The 19799-nt window shown below is 29.7% G+C and carries 20 protein-coding genes and 1 tRNA gene; 12 read left to right on the forward strand and 9 right to left on the reverse strand.

Translation table 11 applies throughout. The features are described 5' to 3' along the window. The first annotated feature begins 2 nt into the window (after positions 1–2). Together ugpE and Spiro2_RS12520 are read left to right on the forward strand one after the other, a co-directional pair. The gene (gene ugpE, locus Spiro2_RS12515; protein ID WP_338636204.1) at positions 3–848 is read left to right on the forward strand and encodes a sn-glycerol-3-phosphate ABC transporter permease UgpE; all 846 of its coding nucleotides are present in this window, start codon (positions 3–5) and stop codon (positions 846–848) included. Positions 849–865: 17 nt separating this feature from the next. Further along, positions 866–1888, forward strand: a complete 1023-nt coding sequence (locus Spiro2_RS12520; protein WP_338636205.1) for a sn-glycerol-3-phosphate ABC transporter ATP-binding protein UgpC — start codon at positions 866–868, stop codon at positions 1886–1888. Positions 1889–1901: 13 nt separating this feature from the next. On the opposite strand, the gene Spiro2_RS12525 is transcribed toward Spiro2_RS12520, so the two are convergent. Then, positions 1902–3104, reverse strand: a complete 1203-nt coding sequence (locus Spiro2_RS12525) for a glycosyltransferase (RefSeq protein ID WP_338636206.1) — start codon at positions 3102–3104, stop codon at positions 1902–1904. 4 nt (positions 3105–3108) lie between these two features. After that, positions 3109–4146 carry a class I SAM-dependent methyltransferase gene (locus Spiro2_RS12530; protein WP_338636207.1) on the reverse strand — a complete coding sequence of 346 codons (1038 nt, stop codon included), beginning with the start codon at positions 4144–4146 and terminating at the stop codon, positions 3109–3111. A 141-nt stretch (positions 4147–4287) separates the two neighbouring features. Between Spiro2_RS12530 and Spiro2_RS12535 the strand changes: the two genes are divergently transcribed. Further along, positions 4288–4363 (forward strand) — tRNA-His (locus Spiro2_RS12535). 58 nt (positions 4364–4421) lie between these two features. Here Spiro2_RS12535 and Spiro2_RS12540 read toward each other — a convergent pair. Beyond that, a complete protein-coding gene (locus Spiro2_RS12540) occupies positions 4422–4928 on the reverse strand; it encodes a hypothetical protein (protein WP_338636208.1) in 507 nt (168 codons plus the stop codon). Positions 4929–5100: 172 nt separating this feature from the next. Here Spiro2_RS12540 and Spiro2_RS12545 point away from each other — a divergent pair, with 172 nt between their 5' ends. Next, positions 5101–5664 carry a GNAT family N-acetyltransferase gene (locus Spiro2_RS12545; RefSeq protein WP_338636209.1) on the forward strand — a complete coding sequence of 188 codons (564 nt, stop codon included), beginning with the start codon at positions 5101–5103 and terminating at the stop codon, positions 5662–5664. A 73-nt stretch (positions 5665–5737) separates the two neighbouring features. Further along, positions 5738–6403, forward strand: a complete 666-nt coding sequence (locus Spiro2_RS12550) for a hypothetical protein (RefSeq protein ID WP_338636210.1) — start codon at positions 5738–5740, stop codon at positions 6401–6403. Here the strand turns inward: Spiro2_RS12550 and Spiro2_RS12555 are convergent. Genes Spiro2_RS12555 through Spiro2_RS12580 form a run of 6 tightly spaced genes read right to left on the reverse strand, consistent with a single transcriptional unit; the run spans position 6395 to position 12143 of the window. After that, on the reverse strand, positions 6395–7900 hold the full coding sequence (locus Spiro2_RS12555) for a hypothetical protein (RefSeq protein WP_338636211.1): 1506 nt from the start codon (positions 7898–7900) through the stop codon (positions 6395–6397). The genes Spiro2_RS12550 and Spiro2_RS12555 overlap by 9 nt on opposite strands. Before the next feature lie 35 nt (positions 7901–7935). Further along, positions 7936–8337 (reverse strand): hypothetical protein, encoded by a 402-nt coding sequence (locus Spiro2_RS12560; RefSeq protein ID WP_338636212.1) that lies wholly within the window; start codon positions 8335–8337, stop codon positions 7936–7938. A 27-nt stretch (positions 8338–8364) separates the two neighbouring features. After that, positions 8365–9108, reverse strand: a complete 744-nt coding sequence (locus Spiro2_RS12565; RefSeq protein ID WP_338636213.1) for an ATP-binding cassette domain-containing protein — start codon at positions 9106–9108, stop codon at positions 8365–8367. Further along, positions 9105–10064, reverse strand: coding sequence for an iron ABC transporter permease (locus Spiro2_RS12570; RefSeq protein ID WP_338637772.1), 960 nt, complete (start codon positions 10062–10064; stop codon positions 9105–9107). Before Spiro2_RS12570 ends, Spiro2_RS12565 begins: the two co-directional genes overlap by 4 nt. A 40-nt stretch (positions 10065–10104) precedes the next feature. Next, positions 10105–10932: an ABC transporter substrate-binding protein gene (locus Spiro2_RS12575; protein WP_422398003.1), complete on the reverse strand. Its 828-nt coding sequence runs from the start codon at positions 10930–10932 to the stop codon at positions 10105–10107. Next, complete coding sequence (locus tag Spiro2_RS12580) at positions 10929–12143, reverse strand: RNA polymerase factor sigma-32 (RefSeq protein WP_338636214.1); 1215 nt, start codon at positions 12141–12143, stop codon at positions 10929–10931. The genes Spiro2_RS12575 and Spiro2_RS12580 overlap by 4 nt, the downstream gene beginning before the upstream one ends. A 29-nt stretch (positions 12144–12172) precedes the next feature. Between Spiro2_RS12580 and Spiro2_RS12585 the strand changes: the two genes are divergently transcribed. From Spiro2_RS12585 to Spiro2_RS12615, 7 genes are all read left to right on the forward strand, one after another. Further along, positions 12173–13156 carry a diacylglycerol kinase family protein gene (locus Spiro2_RS12585; protein ID WP_338636215.1) on the forward strand — a complete coding sequence of 328 codons (984 nt, stop codon included), beginning with the start codon at positions 12173–12175 and terminating at the stop codon, positions 13154–13156. A gap of 31 nt (positions 13157–13187) precedes the next feature. Further along, complete coding sequence (locus Spiro2_RS12590) at positions 13188–13937, forward strand: N-acetyltransferase (RefSeq protein ID WP_338636216.1); 750 nt, start codon at positions 13188–13190, stop codon at positions 13935–13937. A 46-nt stretch (positions 13938–13983) separates the two neighbouring features. Next, positions 13984–16338 carry an ATP-dependent helicase gene (locus Spiro2_RS12595; RefSeq protein WP_338636217.1) on the forward strand — a complete coding sequence of 785 codons (2355 nt, stop codon included), beginning with the start codon at positions 13984–13986 and terminating at the stop codon, positions 16336–16338. A 23-nt stretch (positions 16339–16361) separates the two neighbouring features. Continuing rightward, positions 16362–17033 (forward strand): ribulose-phosphate 3-epimerase, encoded by a 672-nt coding sequence (rpe, locus tag Spiro2_RS12600; RefSeq protein WP_338636218.1) that lies wholly within the window; start codon positions 16362–16364, stop codon positions 17031–17033. 307 nt (positions 17034–17340) lie between these two features. Next, complete coding sequence (gene iscB / locus Spiro2_RS12605; RefSeq protein ID WP_338636219.1) at positions 17341–18627, forward strand: RNA-guided endonuclease IscB; 1287 nt, start codon at positions 17341–17343, stop codon at positions 18625–18627. Then, the gene (locus Spiro2_RS12610; protein WP_338636220.1) at positions 18614–18790 is read left to right on the forward strand and encodes a hypothetical protein; all 177 of its coding nucleotides are present in this window, start codon (positions 18614–18616) and stop codon (positions 18788–18790) included. The genes iscB and Spiro2_RS12610 overlap by 14 nt, the downstream gene beginning before the upstream one ends. A gap of 1 nt (position 18791) precedes the next feature. After that, positions 18792–19796 carry a polyprenyl synthetase family protein gene (locus Spiro2_RS12615; RefSeq protein WP_338636221.1) on the forward strand — a complete coding sequence of 335 codons (1005 nt, stop codon included), beginning with the start codon at positions 18792–18794 and terminating at the stop codon, positions 19794–19796. The last annotated feature ends 3 nt before the right edge of the window (positions 19797–19799 follow it).

The raw sequence follows: 19799 nt of genomic DNA on the forward strand, positions 1-19799 counted from the left end.
AAATGTTTAATAATTTTAAAAAAACTTATTTTTTAACCAATTTTATATTGATATTTGGAACAATTATAATTGTATTTCCTATTTACTTTTGCTTTATTGCATCTACAGAAAGCATACAAAATATATTACACGGAAAAATAGGATTAATTCCTGGCACACAATTATTTAAAAACTATTTAGAAATATTAAATCCCGAAAAAAATATTTTACCAGGTATATCAATTTGGAAGCTTTTATTAAATAGTCTGATTACAACAGTATTAATAACAATTGGTAAAACTGTAATTTCTATTGTATCAGCATATTCTATAGTATATTTCAATTTTCCTTTTAAAAAAACTTTGTTTTTTTTAATTTTTATAACATTAATGCTCCCAATTGAAGTTCGTATAGTTCCAACATTTCAAATGGCTTCAAATTTAAATCTTTTAGATTCTTATCACGGCTTATCAATTCCTTTAATTGCCTCAGCAACTGCAACTTTTTTATTTAGACAATTTTTTATGACAATACCAGATGAACTTTGTGAAGCAGCAAAAATTGATGGGGCAGGTCCATTGCATTTTTTTTGGGATATCGTTTTTCCACTTTCTAGAACAACAATAGCAGCTCTTTTTGTAATTTTATTTATTTATGGATGGAATCAGTACCTTTGGCCGCTTCTTATTACTACAAAACAAAGTATGAACACTATCATTATTGCTCTCACTCAAATGATTTCTCCAGATGGTGCAACCCCGTGGGAAAAGGTAATGGGAGTTGCTGTAATTGCTATGCTCCCACCGATATTTGTTGTTGTATTTATGCAAAAATTATTTGTAAAAGGATTGATTGATTCTGAAAAATAAATTAATAGGAATAAAAAATGGCTACAGTAACATTAAAAAGTTTAGAAAAGTTATTTAACAATCAACGAATATTAAGCAATATTAATTTAAAAATTAGTGATGGTGAATTTATAGTTATTTTAGGGCCAAGTGGCTGTGGAAAATCAACTTTATTACGTTTAGTGGCAGGTCTTGAAGCGGTGTCAAAAGGCGAAATATTTATAGGAGAAAAAAATGTAACAAATATTGAGCCTAAAGATAGAAAAATTGCTATGGTCTTTCAAAATTATGCTTTATATCCCCACATGACGGTGTTTAATAACATCGCTTACGGACTAAAGTTACAGAAAGTATCAAAATCAGAAATTATAAAAAAAGTTAATTTTGCGTCAGAAATTCTTCAACTGAATGAGCTTCTACAACGAAAACCTAGTCAACTTAGTGGTGGCCAAAGACAGCGAGTTGCAATGGGTAGAGCAATAGTTAGAGATCCCAATGTTTTTTTATTTGACGAACCATTAAGTAACTTAGATGCAAAACTAAGGACACAAATGCGCTTTGAAATTAAAAAAATTCAAAAAAAATTTAATACTACTAGTATTTATGTAACACATGATCAAATTGAAGCAATGACACTTGCAGATAGAATTGTTTTACTAAACAAAGGAAATATTGAACAAATTGGTACTCCAATAGAATTGTATACTAAACCAGCTTCAACTTTTGTTGGAGGTTTTATTGGAAACCCTCCTATGAATTTTATTCCTGGAGAATATATTTCGAACTATATTAATTTTAATAATTTCAATAAAAACTGTATTGTTGGAATAAGACCAGAAAATATTAAAATTTTAACGGATATTGAAGACAAAAAATCAATACCATTTAAATTTGAAATGTTCGAAATTATAGGTCATGAAAGTCTTGTTTATGGAAAAATTGATAATTCTAACATTTCTATCATAATCAAAACAAATAAAATAAATAATGATTTTAGTTCAAAAAAACTTTATATTAGTTTTAAACACGATGATCTCCATTTTTTTCCAAAAGATACTTAGTTATTTATTTGAATCAATTGTATATAAAATTTAGCAGCGAATTATAACTACTAGAAGAAAACCTATTATTTCCTTCTAATTTAGCTTTATCTTTAAGAAGAATATATTGGTTTTTTTCTAAAAAGATTGCAGCTGAATATTCTAATTTTTGTTTTAAATTTTCTTCGTCTCCGGAATTAAAAATTAAATTACTAAATACGGAAAGAACTTCTGGTAGTGCTCCTACATTTGAACTTAATACAGGAATACCGCTTTGTAAAAATTCTACTCCAACTCTACAAATAACCTCACTCCCTAAGCTTGGAATAACCCCAAAACTTACAGTAGCAATTAAGTTTTCTATATTATTAATTTTTTCTTCAATTATAAATACTTGTTTTTTTTGAGAAGAATCCTCTAAAAAAAACTTATTAACATTAGATTTTTGAATATCAAACTTACTTAAATGTTTTAAAAAAATATTTTGTGGGTTAATATTTGCTTTGTACCCTAAAAAAATTAACTGACTTTCTATTGTATTATTAAATCTATCTTTAAAATTTGCCTTGCTAAATGCTTCTAATAAATAATCATGCCCCTTAACGGGATCAAATCTTCCAATAACTAAAAAAGAGAGTTTATTTTTATCTATTGGTGGAAATGAGCTGTCTAAATAAAACCTATTTTCATAATTTTTTTGAGGCATTGCATCTTTAGCGTAATAATGAACAATTGTTTTATTTTTATTCAATTCAAAACCAACTTGTTTTTTTATACAATCTGCAGCAAATATAATTTTATTAGTTAAATAATTATAAATTATTCTTGAAAAAAAATTTGATTTAAGTCTTTGCGCTTGACCTCTAACTCGAATTAATTTTTTATTTTTCCATAAGAAAGGAAATAATATTTTAGTTACAACACAAAGAGAATGTTCTCTACCTTCAAAGGTCCAAAAAAAAATTTGTTTATTTTTATACTTAAATAAGGTTTGAATTATAAAAATTAAACTCGTCATAAAAGAAATTATTGTTTGCCTATGAATTGGCAAATGTTTAAAAGGTAAATGATTTTCTAAGCATTTTTGCTGCATTGCTGTATGACCTACTTCTGAGCAATACAATACTCCATCGGGCTGATTAAGATACAATGCAAGTTGTAAACTATAATCAGAAACTGCAGAAAACCAAGGATTAGAATTTAAAAATAAATGTTTTAACTCAAAATTATCTTTCAAAAAGTCATACCTTACGAAAAATTATTATAGGATTTGTCAATAATTCTTGTTTTTCATCCGCTTCTACAATTTTATTCCATGTAGAAATGGGATCATCAAACCCCAAAACATACCCCCTATCTTCTAACTTACCTTCACAATAAATCATTTCAAGCTCTAATTTTTTTGCCATTTCATTTATTAAATTTAAAGGTATTCCTGGATCAGAGGGATGCATAAAAGCATCTGCGACGCTAACAGAACCAGCCCCTAAGTAATAAAATCGTTTTCTGCTCGAAGCAAAAAATCCTAAAAAATTAAAAAACTGCCAAAACCTTAGTAAAGCATAATGCGATAAGATCTTGAATCTAAAATGTTTTTTTTGAAAAAAGCCGCTCCAAATATTTTGATAACGAGTTTGAATCCGACGCTCAAGCTTTCTTCCATGAAAGCTATAAACCATAAGGCGTAAGACGCCTCCAGAATTTAGTTTTTGGGCCATTGCAGAAAATAATGGTAAGGGGTCGGGTTGATGATGAAGCACCCCAAAGCACTGAATAAAATCAAACTTACCTAGGGCCTTTTCATTTAAAATAACTTCTGCATTGCCCTGCAAAAATTCAATTTTACTAGTTTTTACTCGTTTGGTAATAAAATTTGCAATTTTCAAAAAAGAAATTTTCTTTTTTGCCTTTTCAATTGCCTTTCGACTCAGATCAATTGCAATAATTTCGTTTTTAGGGTGCAATTTTCTAAACAATACAGGCTCATCGGTTCCACAACCAACTAATAATATTCTTTTTTCATCAGAAAAAAGATTTTTCAGTTCAACAAAAATACAGAGCCATTCTTTTTTATTGGCATAACCTCCAAAAACAGAAAAATCATTGCTCAGCTTCCAGATTGTATAGGCTATATTTGTTTTGCCTAAAGCAATACCAAAACCAAATCCTCCATGAGCCGTAAACTGCGCCTCAATTTTAGGTAAAACTATCAGAGGACGGTTTGGATAAGGAAAAATCTCGTAAAATCTCCTCATTTTCTCTATTTTAAGAAGCTCCATGCAATTACCCTTCTTTACAAACCTAAAAGGTATTCTGTAAAATTAACCTATAATAACATGTAGATCATCCAAACTAAAGGAGTTTATTTTCTGCACTTGACACAGAGATCTTTGTAAAGTATTGATGTTGGTCTTACTATGGTGGCTGTAGTCAAGTGGTTAAGACAATGGATTGTGATTCCATCATGCGGGGGTTCAAGTCCCCTCAGTCACCCCATCATTTTAAAAGCCCTCTGAATTAATACCAGAGGGCTTTTTGTGTTAAAGTGGTACCGCTAACGAGAAATAACGATATTGCATTTTAAATCCTCATAGTTATTTTCATATGGATCATATACATCTAAGGTAACTTCACCCCAAATTAATCTAGGTATCGCCCAAGTAGAAACCCCTACGCGACTAAAACGTTCTCCAAAATCATTTTGGCATTTCTTTTTTAATGTTTCGCAAAAATTTAACGCATCATCATCATTATAAAAAATTGGATATATTTTTAAACCAATAATTGAATTAAAATTTTGATGTATTTTTATGTAAAAACGACCTTTTAACCAAATACCATTTGGGTATATTTCTATAATATCTTTGTAGTCTTCAAATAAATTATTTTTATCGCCCCCTTTTGCCCAATTCCACCCTATGCCTTCTTTCATAATATGTTGATTAGAAACTGTATCGTTTATACAAAATAAATAAGATCCCGATGCATAAAGTGAAAATTGAAAAAAAATTGCTAAAAAAGATGTTATTTTAAAAAATTTACAAATTCTTTGATTACTCATTTATTTATTCTCCATACAAAATAAATAAAATTATTAAATATAACATTTTTTTCTATTAAGACAAAATTTTTAATAAAATTTTTTATACAATATATATTAATTTTTTTAAAAATATTATAGAATAATATTTTATCAGTATATTAATTTATATCAATTAAATTTAAGGAGAAATATGAAAGAAGACTCTATTATAATAAAGTCAAAAAGATTATATTTAAGGCATTTAGTTATAGAAGATGCAGAGCATATTTTTAACTATGCTAAAAATATTAATGTTTCAAAATTTGTAACATGGGATAGCCATGTTACAATAAAAGATAGCATTAAATTTGTTAAAAGTATTTTAAAAATTTACAAAATTTTTCCTATAAGTAACTTAGGAATAGTTATAAACGAAAATTTTAATGAAACAGTTATTGGCACTATTGGTTTATTACAAAAACAACGTATGTCATTAAACACATACGAGCTTGGTTTCGCAATTAACGAAAATTACTGGGGAAAAGGCTATGCTTATGAAGCCGCAATTTCTTTATTAAAGCATTGTTTTGATAATTATATTATACAAAGAGTTGAAGCAACATGTATGATTGAAAATAAAAAAAGCTATAAACTCATGGAAAAAATTGGTATGAAACGAGAAGGAATTCTAAGAAACTATGTATTTAAAAATAATTATTACTATGATAGCTATATGTATTCAATATTAAAACATGAATGGGATAATTTTTTATAATAAAAAAAACAGCTAAAGTTAATAATATTTTTTACCGATAGTTATATTATTATGTTTATTTAAGGCTTTGGCAATGAAAGTATATTTTAAAAACATTTTATTAATAATAACTCTTACTACAATATTAACATGTAGTCCAAAAATCAGTGAAACTTTTGAAGTTAAAAACACTTTTTCAGAAGAAAAATTCTCATTTAGTTTTGATAAATTAAATGAACCTTTAACTTATGATGAGAAAATAAAATTAGTAGAAAATTTAAAAACCTTAAAGGATAAGATAATTAGTGATTATAAAAAAATAGATGAATTCAAAGATTTTTTCAGTATAACCCCTTCTATTACCTTAAATGAAACATATAGTTTTATGAGAAATAACAAAAAAATAAACAATAATTATGATAAAAATCGGAACATTAACATAATTTTAGTTCAAGATCAATATTCTGAAATTAATAAAATTATTTTGTTATCTCAAAACAATAATGAAAGATCAATTATTAACGAAAAAATAGCCGACTTACAATCGACAATAAAATCATATCACGAAAATTATATTGATTTATTTAATATAATTGAAAATAGCCTGAAAAATATTTCATGCGATACAAAAAACATAAATTGTACTAAAACAAAAATATTAGAAGGAATTCATAATGATGATGAAACAATTTCTGGTATTAATGAATTAAAAAACAATATTGAACGAACTCAAATTTTTGCAGAAAACATACTAAACTAAATTATTTGGGATCATATTTTTTGGATAATCAGTGATTCTTGAAAAAGGACCTTGATAAATTGCAAAAATTTGAAAAATTTCTGTTGAATTCATATTTTCTTTATTAATAATATCAGATTCACGAATAATTATAATTCTATGAGAATTTTTATCAGTAATAATTAATAAACCCTCAAACCAAAACAATCCCGAAGGTTCATTTAGTTTTTCTGATAAAATAATTGTTCCCATATAATCTTTACCAATTGAATAACTTCTTAGCGCATTATTATACGAATCTAAAATATAAAGATTTTGTGATTGAGAACTCCATGCACAACTTAATGGATACTGCATTTTTGCCTCAGCACCCAGTCCATCAACAAAACCAGAATCAAAAAGTCCACTACTCACTAAACTCATAATCATGGTCTTACCAGTATCATTCCAATTTTTAACTAACAGTCTAACTGAACTCGAATTACTATCCGTAAAAGCCAGAACTGTGTCAGAAATTGCTGAAATACCGGTAGGCTGGGCAAGACATGCAAATGCTGCAGGTCCATCTAATACATCTTCTTTCCCCGCACCGGCCAAATGAATTACAGCATCATCTTTGGGAACATACAAAACGATTTGATGACTTCCAGAACATGTGATCGCTAAATTATTACCCCAAACACAAACATCAGTCGGAGAACTTAAAGGAGCTAATTTTGCATCATATTCCGCACGCGACTCAAAAATGCTGTGCTCACCCTTTCCTGCAAGAACCCGAAATTTTTTATGTTTATTAGGATTTAAATCAAAAGCAACCACTCGGTTATGACCAGTGTCACACACAACCAATTCATCTTTCCAAATACAACACCCCAAAGGCGATAATAAATCACATTCTCCAAAAAAAGTAACAAAATTTCCTTCATGATTTAATTGAACAACTCTATTATTATAAGTATCAGTTACAAAATAAAACAAAGAATTTTCTATTTTTGAAGCAACTGTCTTAGTAGGATAACGAAACATAAATTTGTCATCATATTTTTCAGAATTTATTAATCCAATTTCAGGGAAATTTTTATCCTGAAATAACTGATTAATTTGTTCTAACAAAATATCAAATTTATACTCTCCTGTTATAGAAAAAAAGATACTGCCATCACAATCAATTAAAACAAAAGCGGGTGTATTTTTTAAAGCAAAGTTTTTCCAAATACTCATTTTCTCATCAACTACAACAGAGTGCTCAATTTTTAAACGGATACAAGCTTCTTTAATATTAATAAAATTAAATTCATGTTGAAATTTTGGTTGATGAATACTAATAATAGCCAAACCTCTTTTAGTAAATTCATTTTCAATTTTTTTTAGTTCTTCAATAATATTAATAGAATTTACACTAGAAAAAGTCCAAAAACATAAAAGTATTGGTTGTCCCTTTAATGATTCTAAACTTAAAGGAAAAGAAGTATTAATCCACTTAGAGTGATCAGGAAATTCTGGAGCAATTACGGGCATTATCACACCTGTTTAAAAAATAAATTAAAAAATATTTATTTTGCCTTAAATTGTTTTAAAACAATCTTTATTAAATCATAATTCATTTTTAACCCAGAAGTCTTCCCTTTTCTAATTGTTAGAAAAATTTTTGGCAAAAAAATGACAAACATTATCAAACCAATAAAAAGCGTTAAAAACAGAAAAATTAATAAAAACGGCAGAAAAATTAAAAACTTAATTAAAGATGGTTTTTTAAATTTTATATTTTTATAACTTATAAAATTATCATCAAATCTCTTGAAATTATAATATTTAGTGTCTTCTTGGTACTGAATTTCTTGTACTAATTGAGCATTACCATCAATTTCATCGAATTTTTCATCATGCTTTTTAACTTCAGATACAAATTCAACATCAATGACTTCATCTGAATTAAATATTTTTTTATCTTTCAAATATAATTCCTTTCATTGTTCAACGCATCAATTATTAAATATTTTTAAATAACTATCAACGCCAAATGTTTTTTGTATTATTTTAGAATTCCAAAATATTTCTGATCTTGAATTCCAAACCCAAAGCCCATTATTTAACACGCAAATATTATTTGCTAACTCTTTTACAAATAGCAAATTATGTGTTGCTATAAAAACAATAGAATTATTTTGACATGCAATCTTTTTAATTTTGTGAATTAAAGTGTTCTTACATGAGATATCTAAATCATTTTCGGGCTCATCCAAAAAGATTATCTTTGATTTATAGGCCCATATTCTTGCTAATTGCACCATTTTCCACTCACCCCCACTTAGTTGGATAAGTTCTCTTTTTTCTAAGTGAGACAACCCAAAATCACTTAAAACCCGAAAATAGTCAATCTCTTTTTTATTATAAGACAAAGTTTTATTATTCAAAAAATCTTCATTTAAATAGAGAAATTCCTTAACATTAAAATTTTCTGGTCTAGGTAAATTTTGAGGTAGCCAAGAAATATGAGTATTATTTAAAAAATTCTTAACATTTTGATTATTTAAAGTTAAATTTCCATAATAATTTCTTAATATACCTGAACACAATTTTAATAACGTACTTTTACCAGAACCATTTTTTCCTATTAAGCATATAATATCTCCAGATTTAAATAAGAAATTAACATTTCTTACTAACACATCACCAAAATTAGTAATATACGCCAAATTTTCAGCTTTAATTTCAAAATAATTCATATTTTGAACCTTTTAAATAAAATATATGAAAGTAAAGGTGCTCCCAAAATTGCAGTAAATATACCTATAGATAATTGTGCAGGAGAAAATAATGTTCTAGAAAGTGTATCAGCATTTATTAAAACAATCGCACCTAAAATCATACTCAAAATCACTTCAAATTGTGATGAAAATCTATGTATTCTTTTTATAATATGAGGTATTATTAATCCTATAAAAGCGATTGATCCAGATAAAACTATAACTATAGAAATAATTATACAAATTAAAAAAATTATTTTTTTTCTTAAATGAGTTGGATCTACACCAATAGATTTTGCAAATTCGTCTCCAAATAAAAGAATATCCAAATATTTTACATAATTTAATAATTTATATATTATAAAACTAACTATAATATAACAAAAAATTAGCTGTATACTTGAACATTGCTGAATATTTCCAATAAGATAATTTTGAATCTCTAATAATTGACTTGGCTTTGCGACAGTAAAAATAATTAATAATAAAGAAGAGAAAAATGAATTTAAAATTATACCTATAATTATATATGTAAATTCATCTTGAACGTTTAAAATCTTTTTGCGCATATAAAATATAATTAAAAAAGAAAACACACAGCCAACAAATGCAAAAATTGGTTGAATTGGAAATACGTTAAATAACGAACTATAATAAATAGGAATTAAAGGATAAACCATTAAAAAAAGAGCAGAAAAAAATGTCCCTCCAGATGAAACACCAAGAATAAAAGGATCAGCTAATGGATTTCTTAATAATTTTTGTAAAATATAGCCACAAAGAGGAAGAGTTGCTCCAACCAGAACAACTTGCATAAGATTAATAACTCTTAATTTTAAAATTTTACCAAACAATTCATGCGATTCAATATATAAATTAAAAAAACTTTTAAAATTAATTGAGCCAAAATACAAATTAAACATACATGATAACATAAAAATTATAAAATATATAAAAAATACATTTTTTGAAAAACTACTTTTCAATTTTTAAACTCTCTAGAAATTTAATTCCTTCAACAATACGAGGTCCTGGTCTTACAAGAATATCTTTTGGTACAATAATTAGCTTAATTGATCTTGCTTTTTCCCCAAATATTTTTTCAATATTTATTTTTTGAAAATTTACACTTTCTTGATAAGTTTTACCATCCAAAGTACCTGCTAAAATAATATTAGGATCATGATTTAATAAAAATTCATTTGTAATTTTTGGATATTTAATCAAACTTCTAGCTACAATATTTTTAAAACCAGCTTGTTTAAATAAATCACCTAACCATGTGTTATCGCTAAATGAGTACACAGGATTAAATTGTAAAGCAAACAAAAAACTCAAATTATTTTTTGAGGATTTTAAATTATTATAACTTTTTAAAATTGATTCAGAAATAAGATTAGCTTTTTCTTTTTTTTCTAAATAACTTCCTAATTTTATTATTTCTGCAGCCAAATCATAAATACTATCTGCTTTAAAATATATAACTTTTATTCCTAAACTGTTTAATGTATTTAATTTGTCTTTTGGATTTCCTTCGGTAGCAAGAACAATATTTGCTTTTAGAGCTAGAATTTTTTCGATGTTTGGTGCGTTAAAATTTCCGATTTTTTCAATTTTATTTGCTTCTTCCGGATAGTCACATAAAAAAGTATTTCCAACCAAATTATCGCCTAACCCTAAAGCATAAACTATTTCTGTTAAGTTTGGAGCTAAAGAAACAATTTTATAATCACTTTTTGAAAAACTTAATTCTACAAAAATAAAATTAGATAAAAATAATAAAAAATAAAGTATATTTTTCATTTCATCAGACCAGATGCTATAATTCTATCTTTAATCTTTTTTATAACACGAGCTTCTAATTGTCTTGCTCTCTCTCTCGTGATTCCATATTTATCTCCTACATCTTGCAAAGTTATAGGCTCATCTGACATAATTCTATTATGAAAAATATAGGCATCTCTTTCATTTAAATCTTTTTCAATAATAGACATTTCTTTACGAAGTATTTTTAAGAGCTGCTCTCTTTCTAATGCGGATGACACATCCTCTGTCTCAGAAAAAAGCAAATCAACTTGTCGTGAATCTCCGTCTTCATTAACTTTAGAGTCTAAAGATACATCGCTTTTAGTAAGACGTTGCTGCATTTCAAGAACGTCTTGTGGTTGAACTCCAATTTTTTCTGCTAAAAGATTGGCATCAAATTTTTGAGTTAAAGCATAAAGCTTTTCTGCTTCACCCCTTAATCTAAAAAATAATTTTCTTTGAGCATCCGTTGTTCCCATTCTCACAAGACTTTTATTATCCATTAAAAATTTTAAAATATAAGCTCTAATCCACCATGCACTGTAGGTAGAAAGTTTGACACCCCTATATGGATTAAAACGATTAACAGCTTGAACAAGACCTGCATTACCTTCTTGAATTAAGTCTAAAATTTGAGAATACGCCCTTCGATATTCCATGGCAATCTTTACAACTAATCTTAAATTTGAAGTAACAAGCCTGTTTCTTGCTTCGATATTTTGATTTTCATAAGCTTTAATTGCGACTTCACGCTCTTCTTCACGGCTCATCAAAGGATATTTTCTCAATTCAGCCAAATACCTTTGTAAAGCGTTTGTTGTCACTAAGCCTTTTTCTTGAACATCAAGTTCGAGACTTTCTTCTAATTCGTCTTCTTCACTTTCTTCTTCTTGCTCTCTTAAACCTGGTAAAATATCGCTATCATCCAATACCACCTCGGCTTCGGCATTGAATTCATTTTCAACATCAATAACGTCATTGTCATATTTCTCCTGAGCAGAGTGAGAATAGTCGTCATCGTCAAGCACCTCAGCATCCAACAGACTATCATCATTATTTTTTTCCAAGTCCTTAATTTTTTGATATGATTTTGGAAACTTTTTAGACTTATGAACAGAAATGCGAACGAAAGACTTCTTTTTTCGTTTATTTGTCTCTGACGTTTGCTTTTCTTCATTAGCTGGCACAATCTCTTTGTTACGAGTCATAGGACTTACTCCCTGAAAAGGAATCTAAAATGCTTAGAGTAGGGATCATTTCAAACCCTTTTGCAAAAATCATAAAACTCAATCCTGAATACAACACTCGACTTTGGTATGCATTAGCAAACAATGGTCTATTAGAGGTCACTCGCTCTAAAGAACAATTAGAGCAAGTTTGCCAAGAGTTTAGCGAACGAAAAATAAACCTTGTGGGAATCGTTGGCGGTGATGGTAGTATAAGTTTGGCTCTTAGCGCTTTATACAAAGCATATGGTCCTTCTAAACTTCCAAAAATTCTTTTACTCAAAGGCGGGACAATCAACTTTTTAGCAAAAAATCTTGGCATAAAACCTGAGGCTCAAATATGTTTAGAAGATTCTTTAAATCTCATCAATAGAAAACGATCCATGAATGAAATTATTCTGAGTACCTTGCATGTCAATGGCCGTTTGGGATTTATATTTGCAAATGGAATAGCCACAACTTTTCTCGAAGAATTTTACAAAGACAAAAACAGTACTTTTGGTGCAGCAATAAAAGTTCTAGGTTACCTCACCGACGGCGCCACAAAAGGTAAATTCAATGGATCGTTTTCTCGTCTTGTAAAACAGCAAAAAATGGAAATTCAAACATTTCCTGCGTCAATATGGCAATCTAGTACCAATCATTTTAAAATTCCAGAAGAATTTAGTATTGTTCTCGCTTCGACTGTAAAAAATTTACCCCTAACCTCCGGTTTTTTTAGGAAAGTTGTCTATGGCGACAAGAGTGCAGAAATGATAGCAGTTTCAGAAAAAGGCAAAAACTTAGTCAAAGGGGTCTGCAAATCATTACTAGGAGGCAATATCTATTCATTTCCAAAGGTCAATTCCACTAAATTTCAAAAAGCTAGTATTACTTGCAAAGAAAATAGCCTTTATTCCTTAGATGGTGATCTTATTTACTCTAAAGATAGCGTAATTAACATTGAAATAGGACCAAACTTTGTGTTTTGCTCTCCTTACGATATAGCTAAATAGATATATTTAGCTACAAAGGATTTTTATGACTGTGAGAGAAAAGAAAGAAAAAGAAGATAATAAAAATTCTGATTCTAAACGCAGTTTCACCGTAAGAGAAATGGAAATCCAAGACCTAGCAGATGCTTATAACTTAGGGGAAACATGTTTTCGCGCAGACTTATGGCCAATGCTTTATCGGGGTTGGGACGAATATGAAGTCACAAGTATGTTCAATACCGACGGAGATTACTGCCTTGTAGCCGAAAACGATGAATTTCAAAAAGGCATAGACCCAGATGATGAACGAATTGTAGGGTTCGTTCTTGGCACAGTTATGTCAAAACCCGGTACAGCATGGAGTTATGGCTATATCGTCTGGCTTTGCGCGCACCCCAACTGGCAACGCGAAGGAGTTGCTAGCAAGCTAATTGACAAAGTTGTAGAAGCCTTTGTAGAAAACGAAGGTGTACGCATTATTATGGCCGATACAGACCCTAGTAATAATAGAGCGGTACATTTTTTTAAGAAAAAAGGTTTCGATCAAGAACATCAGCATGTATTTTTAACTTCAAATATTGAAAATAATCCTTTGTATTCTAATCTACTTCACAAGTCGAGAGCAGCTGCACTTGAAGAACAATACTTAAAAAAAATTAGACGACTGGCAATAGGTTCATCAAGTATCGCGGCAGTTAAAAATTTAAAAAGAAAAAATATCAACAGTAAAAATGATAAAGGGAAAAATAATATTGCCAAGAAAAAATCTAAAAAAAAGAAAAAATCTAAAAAAAAGAAATAAAATAAATTCAAGTTTATATATACGTTAAAAAGGACTACTAAGTAAAATGTTTACTCAACTAGCAAGCCAATTCAATCTCTCATCGCTTAACAAAGCTCAAAATGAAGCATGCACCCACAAACTAGGCCCTGCAGTTGTGTACGCAGGTGCAGGAAGCGGCAAAACTAAAGTAATTTGCTCAAGAATATCTTGGCTCATCACTGCCGAAGGAGTTCCTGCATCCAGTATTTTAGCGGTAACATTTACTAACAAAGCAGCTAACGAAATGAAAGAAAGAATTGAAAGCTACATAGGAGCACATAAAGCAAAACATGTTATCATCTCTACGTTTCATTCTTTTTGCGCAAAATTTTTAAGAATATATTGCCATGAAGCAGGTTATAATCCAGGATTTTCAATTTATGATGATGGTGAGCAAAAAAGCTTACTTAAAGACATATTAAAACAACTTAACGTTCCCGATAAATTACTTTCAGTAAGCACAGTAAAGTCTAAAATTGATAAAATTAAAAATCGGGGACTTACTCCTGAAGAATATCTTGATGAAATAAAAAATAATCAAGACTTAACAAATAAAGAAATAAAAAACCAATTTAGAAATTATGGTGAACAATACGATCCTGAGCTAATTCAAAAAGTATATGAAATGTATCAACAATCATTAAAACAACAAAATGCTATGGATTTTAATGACCTGTTACTAATTATGTATCGTTTACTTAAAGATGTTCCAAAAGTTCTTGAATCATTACAAAATAGATTTTCATATTTTTTAATTGACGAATTTCAAGATACAAACCCTATTCAATTTAAGCTCATTCAAATTTTAAGCCAAAAATCAAGAAATTTATTTATTGTAGGTGATGATGATCAAAGTATTTATTCTTGGAGAGGAGCAGAGCCTGATTTTATTTTAAATTTTCATCATCTATATAAAGATGCAAAAATTTACAAATTAGAAGAAAATTATAGAAGCACTAATACAATTATTGGTGCTGCAACGAGTTTAATAAAAAACAACTCAAAAAGAGCAAACAAAACCTTATATACAAACAAAAAAAGTGATGAAAAGGTAAAGTTCAAATCACTAGAAGAACCTTTTTCTGAAGCAAGATATATTGCCAACGAAATATTTAGTGCAGTTCAAAATAATCATAGTTTTTCTGATTTTTGTATTTTATATAGGACTAATGCGCAAAGCCGTTCTTTAGAAGATGAACTTAGAAGAAGAATGATGCCATATATTATTTATGGATTGGTTCGCTTTTATGAAAGAGCTGAAATAAAAATTTTACTGGGTTATTTAAAATTAATTATCAATCCCAATGACGACGCTTCTTTTCAAAAAGTCATTAACACTCCTAGGCGTAGTTTTGGAGACAAAGCTCTTCAAAAACTAAAAGAAACTTCACAAAAACGTAACGAATCTCTTTTAAAAACATTAAACGAAATTGTTTTTGGAGTAATTGAAAACGAAGTATCGCGATCGATTAGTGGTGCAAAAGAATTTATGATTAGCTATCAAAAATGGAAAAGTAACATAGATTTATTTAACAAACCTTCTTTAACTCTTGCAGAAATCATTTCCGATATTAATTTTGAACAATTTTTGAAAGCAAGTTATCCCGAAGATTTTGATGAAAGATGGTTAAATGTTATTGAGCTAAAAAATGCACTGGTGGAGTTTGAAAGTTTTCAAAAAGAAGAATTTGAACTTGAAAGCACTAATCAAGTAAACATAAATGGTACAAGTATATTAACAAAATTTCTTGATCAAGCAATGCTGACTGTTGAACCCACAGTAAATAATGTTCAAGATGGAAAATCAAGTGCTATCACTTTAATGACAATTCATGCAGCTAAAGGCTTGGAGTTCTCTAAAGTTTTTATTACCGGACTTGAAGAAGGTATTTTGCCTCATCAAAACTCATTAGATTCAATTGATGATATTGAAGAAGAACGTCGACTTTTATATGTTGCAATTACAAGAGCAAAAGATACCCTAACAATAACCAATTCTAAAAGAAACAGATATAAAGATTTTCTACCAGCACAAGAAAGTAGATTCATATCTGAAATTTCTTCAGAATATATTAGTTATGAAAATAGCTACAAAAATTCAGTTCGAAAAGAATTTGGCGTACTTAATAATAAAAATAATATTTTTCAAGATAAACCAAGAATTTTTAAAGGTGATGATTTACTTAACACAAAAGAGGTAAATATTAATCATACAGAATGCTCTTGGCAAAAAGGCCAAAGAGTAAATCACAAAGTATTTGGTATTGGAGTCATTAAAGAAATCGAAAAAACAGGAGAAGGCTACCGACTCAAAATTAAGTTTGAAAAAAATAATGTCGGAGAAAAAACTTTAATTCACACCTATGTCAACCCTATATAATTTTTTATAAGGTAATAAACTAAATGAAAAAAATTATTAAAGTTTCTCCTTCAATTGCAGCAGGAAACTTACTTAAATTAGAAGAAGAAGTTAGAAAATTAGAAAGTAGCGGAGCTGATAGCATACACTTTGACGTTATGGATGGTCATTTTGTTCCTTTACTTACAATTGGAGTGCCATTTATTGAGCAGATGCGTAAAATAACAAATATGGAATTAGATGTTCACATAATGGTTACCAATCCAGATCAGGTTTTTTTAGACTACCTTAACGCTGGAGCCGATATACTTAGCTTTCACCATGAAGTTGCACTGCATCCTCATAGAATTTGCACGCAAATTAAAAATCATGGAAAAAAAGCCGGTATTGCATTAAATCCAGGAACTCATTGGAGAAATATAGAGTATTTATTACCAGTATTAGATCAGGTAACTATTATGTCTGTTAATCCTGGTTTTTCTAGACAAAACCACCTGACATTAACTCATAAAAAAATTCAAGAACTTTTTAATTATAAAATTCAAAATAACTTAAATTTTGAAATAATGGTTGATGGTGGGATAAATGCTGATAATGTAAATATAATTTCTAAGTTAGGAGCGGATATAGTTGTAGCAGGTGGAGCGGTTTTTAATTATGAAAATTATAAAGAAGCAATTGAAAAAATTAAATCCGCTTCTTTATTAAATAATTAACCAATTAACATTTTTAAGAAGACACAGTATTGTCAACCACACCTCCGACTAAATCCGGAGGCTTGAGGAGAGAAACCTCTAAAAGCGGTTGACCAGACCCCTCCAAGAAATTGGAGGAGACGTTCTTGTGGAATGGCTAACATAAGTTAGCAGAAATAGGCACTTTGGGATGCGTGCCAGTCCCAAACTCTGCGGTGAGTGTTCATGCAAGCGTGAGGTGTAACGCTGAAGGATGCTCACAAAAACCCACGAGTAACAAGGTCGAGGCAAACTTTAATCAGGCTCGTAAGAGCAAATAGGAAATCAAATGCCACTGGTACTTTCCAGCACAAAAAAGCCACTGATGCCATGCACTCCTAAGCGTGCTCGCTTGCTTTTGGAACGTAAAAAAGCTGCAGTTTTTAGAATATATCCTTTCACGATTATTTTAAAAGATCGCGCAGACGGAGAAACTCAACCATTAGAATTTAAGGCTGATCCAGGTAGTAAAACAACTGGAATTACTCTTGTTTTAAATGGCAAATCAGAGAAAAAAGTAGTGACTGCAATTAACCTTCAGCATCGTGGTCAAACGATCAAATCTAACCTCGAAAAAAGGCGCGGCGTTCGTCGAGGACGTAGAAATAGGCATACAAGATATCGTGCACCAAGATTTGATAATAGATCTCGTTTCAAGGGTTGGCTTCCTCCTTCTCTTATGTCACGGGTTTATAACGTACAAACATGGTTCAATCGTCTGTCAAAATTTTCTCCAATTTCTTTGTGCGCTGTAGAAACAGTTCGTTTTGATATGCAAAAAATGGAGAGTCCTGAAATTTCAGGTGCAGAATATCAACAAGGAGAACTTCTAGGCTACGAAGTGCGTGAGTATTTGCTTGAAAAATGGAATAGAAAATGCACTTATTGTGAAAAAGAAAATATTCCGTTGCAGATAGAACACATCACCCCACGTTCCAAAGGTGGCTCAAACAGGGTTTCTAATTTGTGTTTAGCATGCGAAAAATGCAATCAAAAAAAAGCAAACAAAGATATTAAAGATTTTTTAAAAACAAAGCCTGAACTTTTAAAGAACATTAAGACTCATTTGCAAAAACCTCTTAAAGATGCCGCTGTGGTCAATGCAACCCGATATGCAACGGGTAACGTGATCAAAACAATGGAATTGCCAACAACATTTTGGTCTGGTGGAAGAACAAAATACAATCGCATTCAGCAAGGTTACAAAAAAGATCATTGGATTGATGCTGCGTGTGTTGGAGAAAGTGGAGAAAATGTTGTGATTCCTGAAAAACTTAAGGCAAAACTCATTACAGCAACTGGGCATGGGGATAGACAACTTTGTCTTGTTGATAAACATGGTTTTCCACGCTCCAAACCTGCTGTAGGCAATGTTTGTTTTGGCTTTAGAACAGGAGATATTGTCTCTGCAAAAGTCATAGCAGGAAAAAAAGCTGGTTCCTACATTGGAAAAGTTGCTGTTCGTTCAAGTGGCTCGTTTAATATCACAACAAAAAAACAAACAATTCAAGGAATTTCACATAAGTTTTGTAAAAAATTACATGCAAAAGATGGGTACAACTATGCTACAATTTAAAGTTACAAATTCATTCGCAATGCAACCAAGCGTCGCACGCAAGCGACTCCTTTGTCTGCTTGCAAATTCACAATTTACGCCTGCATTTCCTAACAGAAAATTGGCTCTTTTAGCTCATTTTCCTCCTCTTCCTAACGGAAGAGGTCTCCAATTCGAGGTGTAGGATGAATCTAAATTTTTATAGTTGTATTTTTGAAGAATTAGAATATCTTGAAAAAAAACTTGTAGAATATTTACTTACACCAAACAAACCAACCAATGAAGTTTTAAAACATATTTTTTCCTCTGGTGGTAAAAGAATTCGTCCTGCTATTTTTTTACTTTGTTCTAAATTAATAAATTATGATGACGAACATAAATTTCCAATTTCATCTGTTTGTGAGTACATTCATACGGCAAGCCTGCTACACGATGATGTCATAGATAACTCTACCCTGCGGCGAAATAAACCAACAGTAAATTCTGTCTGGGGCGACGAAACTGCTGTTTTATCTGGAGATCTTATTTATTCTGCGGCATGCCGACTTATGGTCAAAACTCAAAGTTTACCTTTAATTGATGATTTTGCAGAATGTATTCGCTCCATGAGTGAAAGTGAACTTTTTCAGCTTGAATTACTTTGGAAAAAAGATGTTTCTTTAAATGATTATTATCGGGTTGTATTAGGTAAAACAGCTATTCTTTTTCAAGCATGCGCCAAAACTCCATGCTATCTTAAAAAGACTGATCCCAAAATTATTAGTGAACTTGAAAATTATGGTCGAAATTTAGGCTTTGCATTTCAAATATTTGATGATTATTTAGATTACGAAGGAACCCAAACTTTACTTGGAAAGCCTGTTTTAAGTGACCTTCTCGAAGGTAAAATCACACTTCCTTTAATATATTCCTTAAACTCTAATCACTCACTTACAAATAAATTAAATTTACTTGTTAATTTAATTATTGAAAATGGCTCTGCAAGTAATGATGAAAAAAGTGAACTTTTAGAACTTGTTAAGTTAACAGGAGGTTTAAATCACGCTTTTATAAAAGCACAAGAACACATAGATTTAGCAAAAAATTCTTTAAACCTAATTGAAAAAAACTTTTCTCTTTCACAATCCCAAATTGAAGCATTAAATAGCCTAAAAGAGATTACGTCTTTTGTATTAAATAGAAAGCATTAAAAA

Source organism: Spirobacillus cienkowskii (genome assembly GCF_037081835.1).
Classification (GTDB): Bacteria; Bdellovibrionota_B; Oligoflexia; order Silvanigrellales; family Silvanigrellaceae; genus Silvanigrella; species Silvanigrella cienkowskii.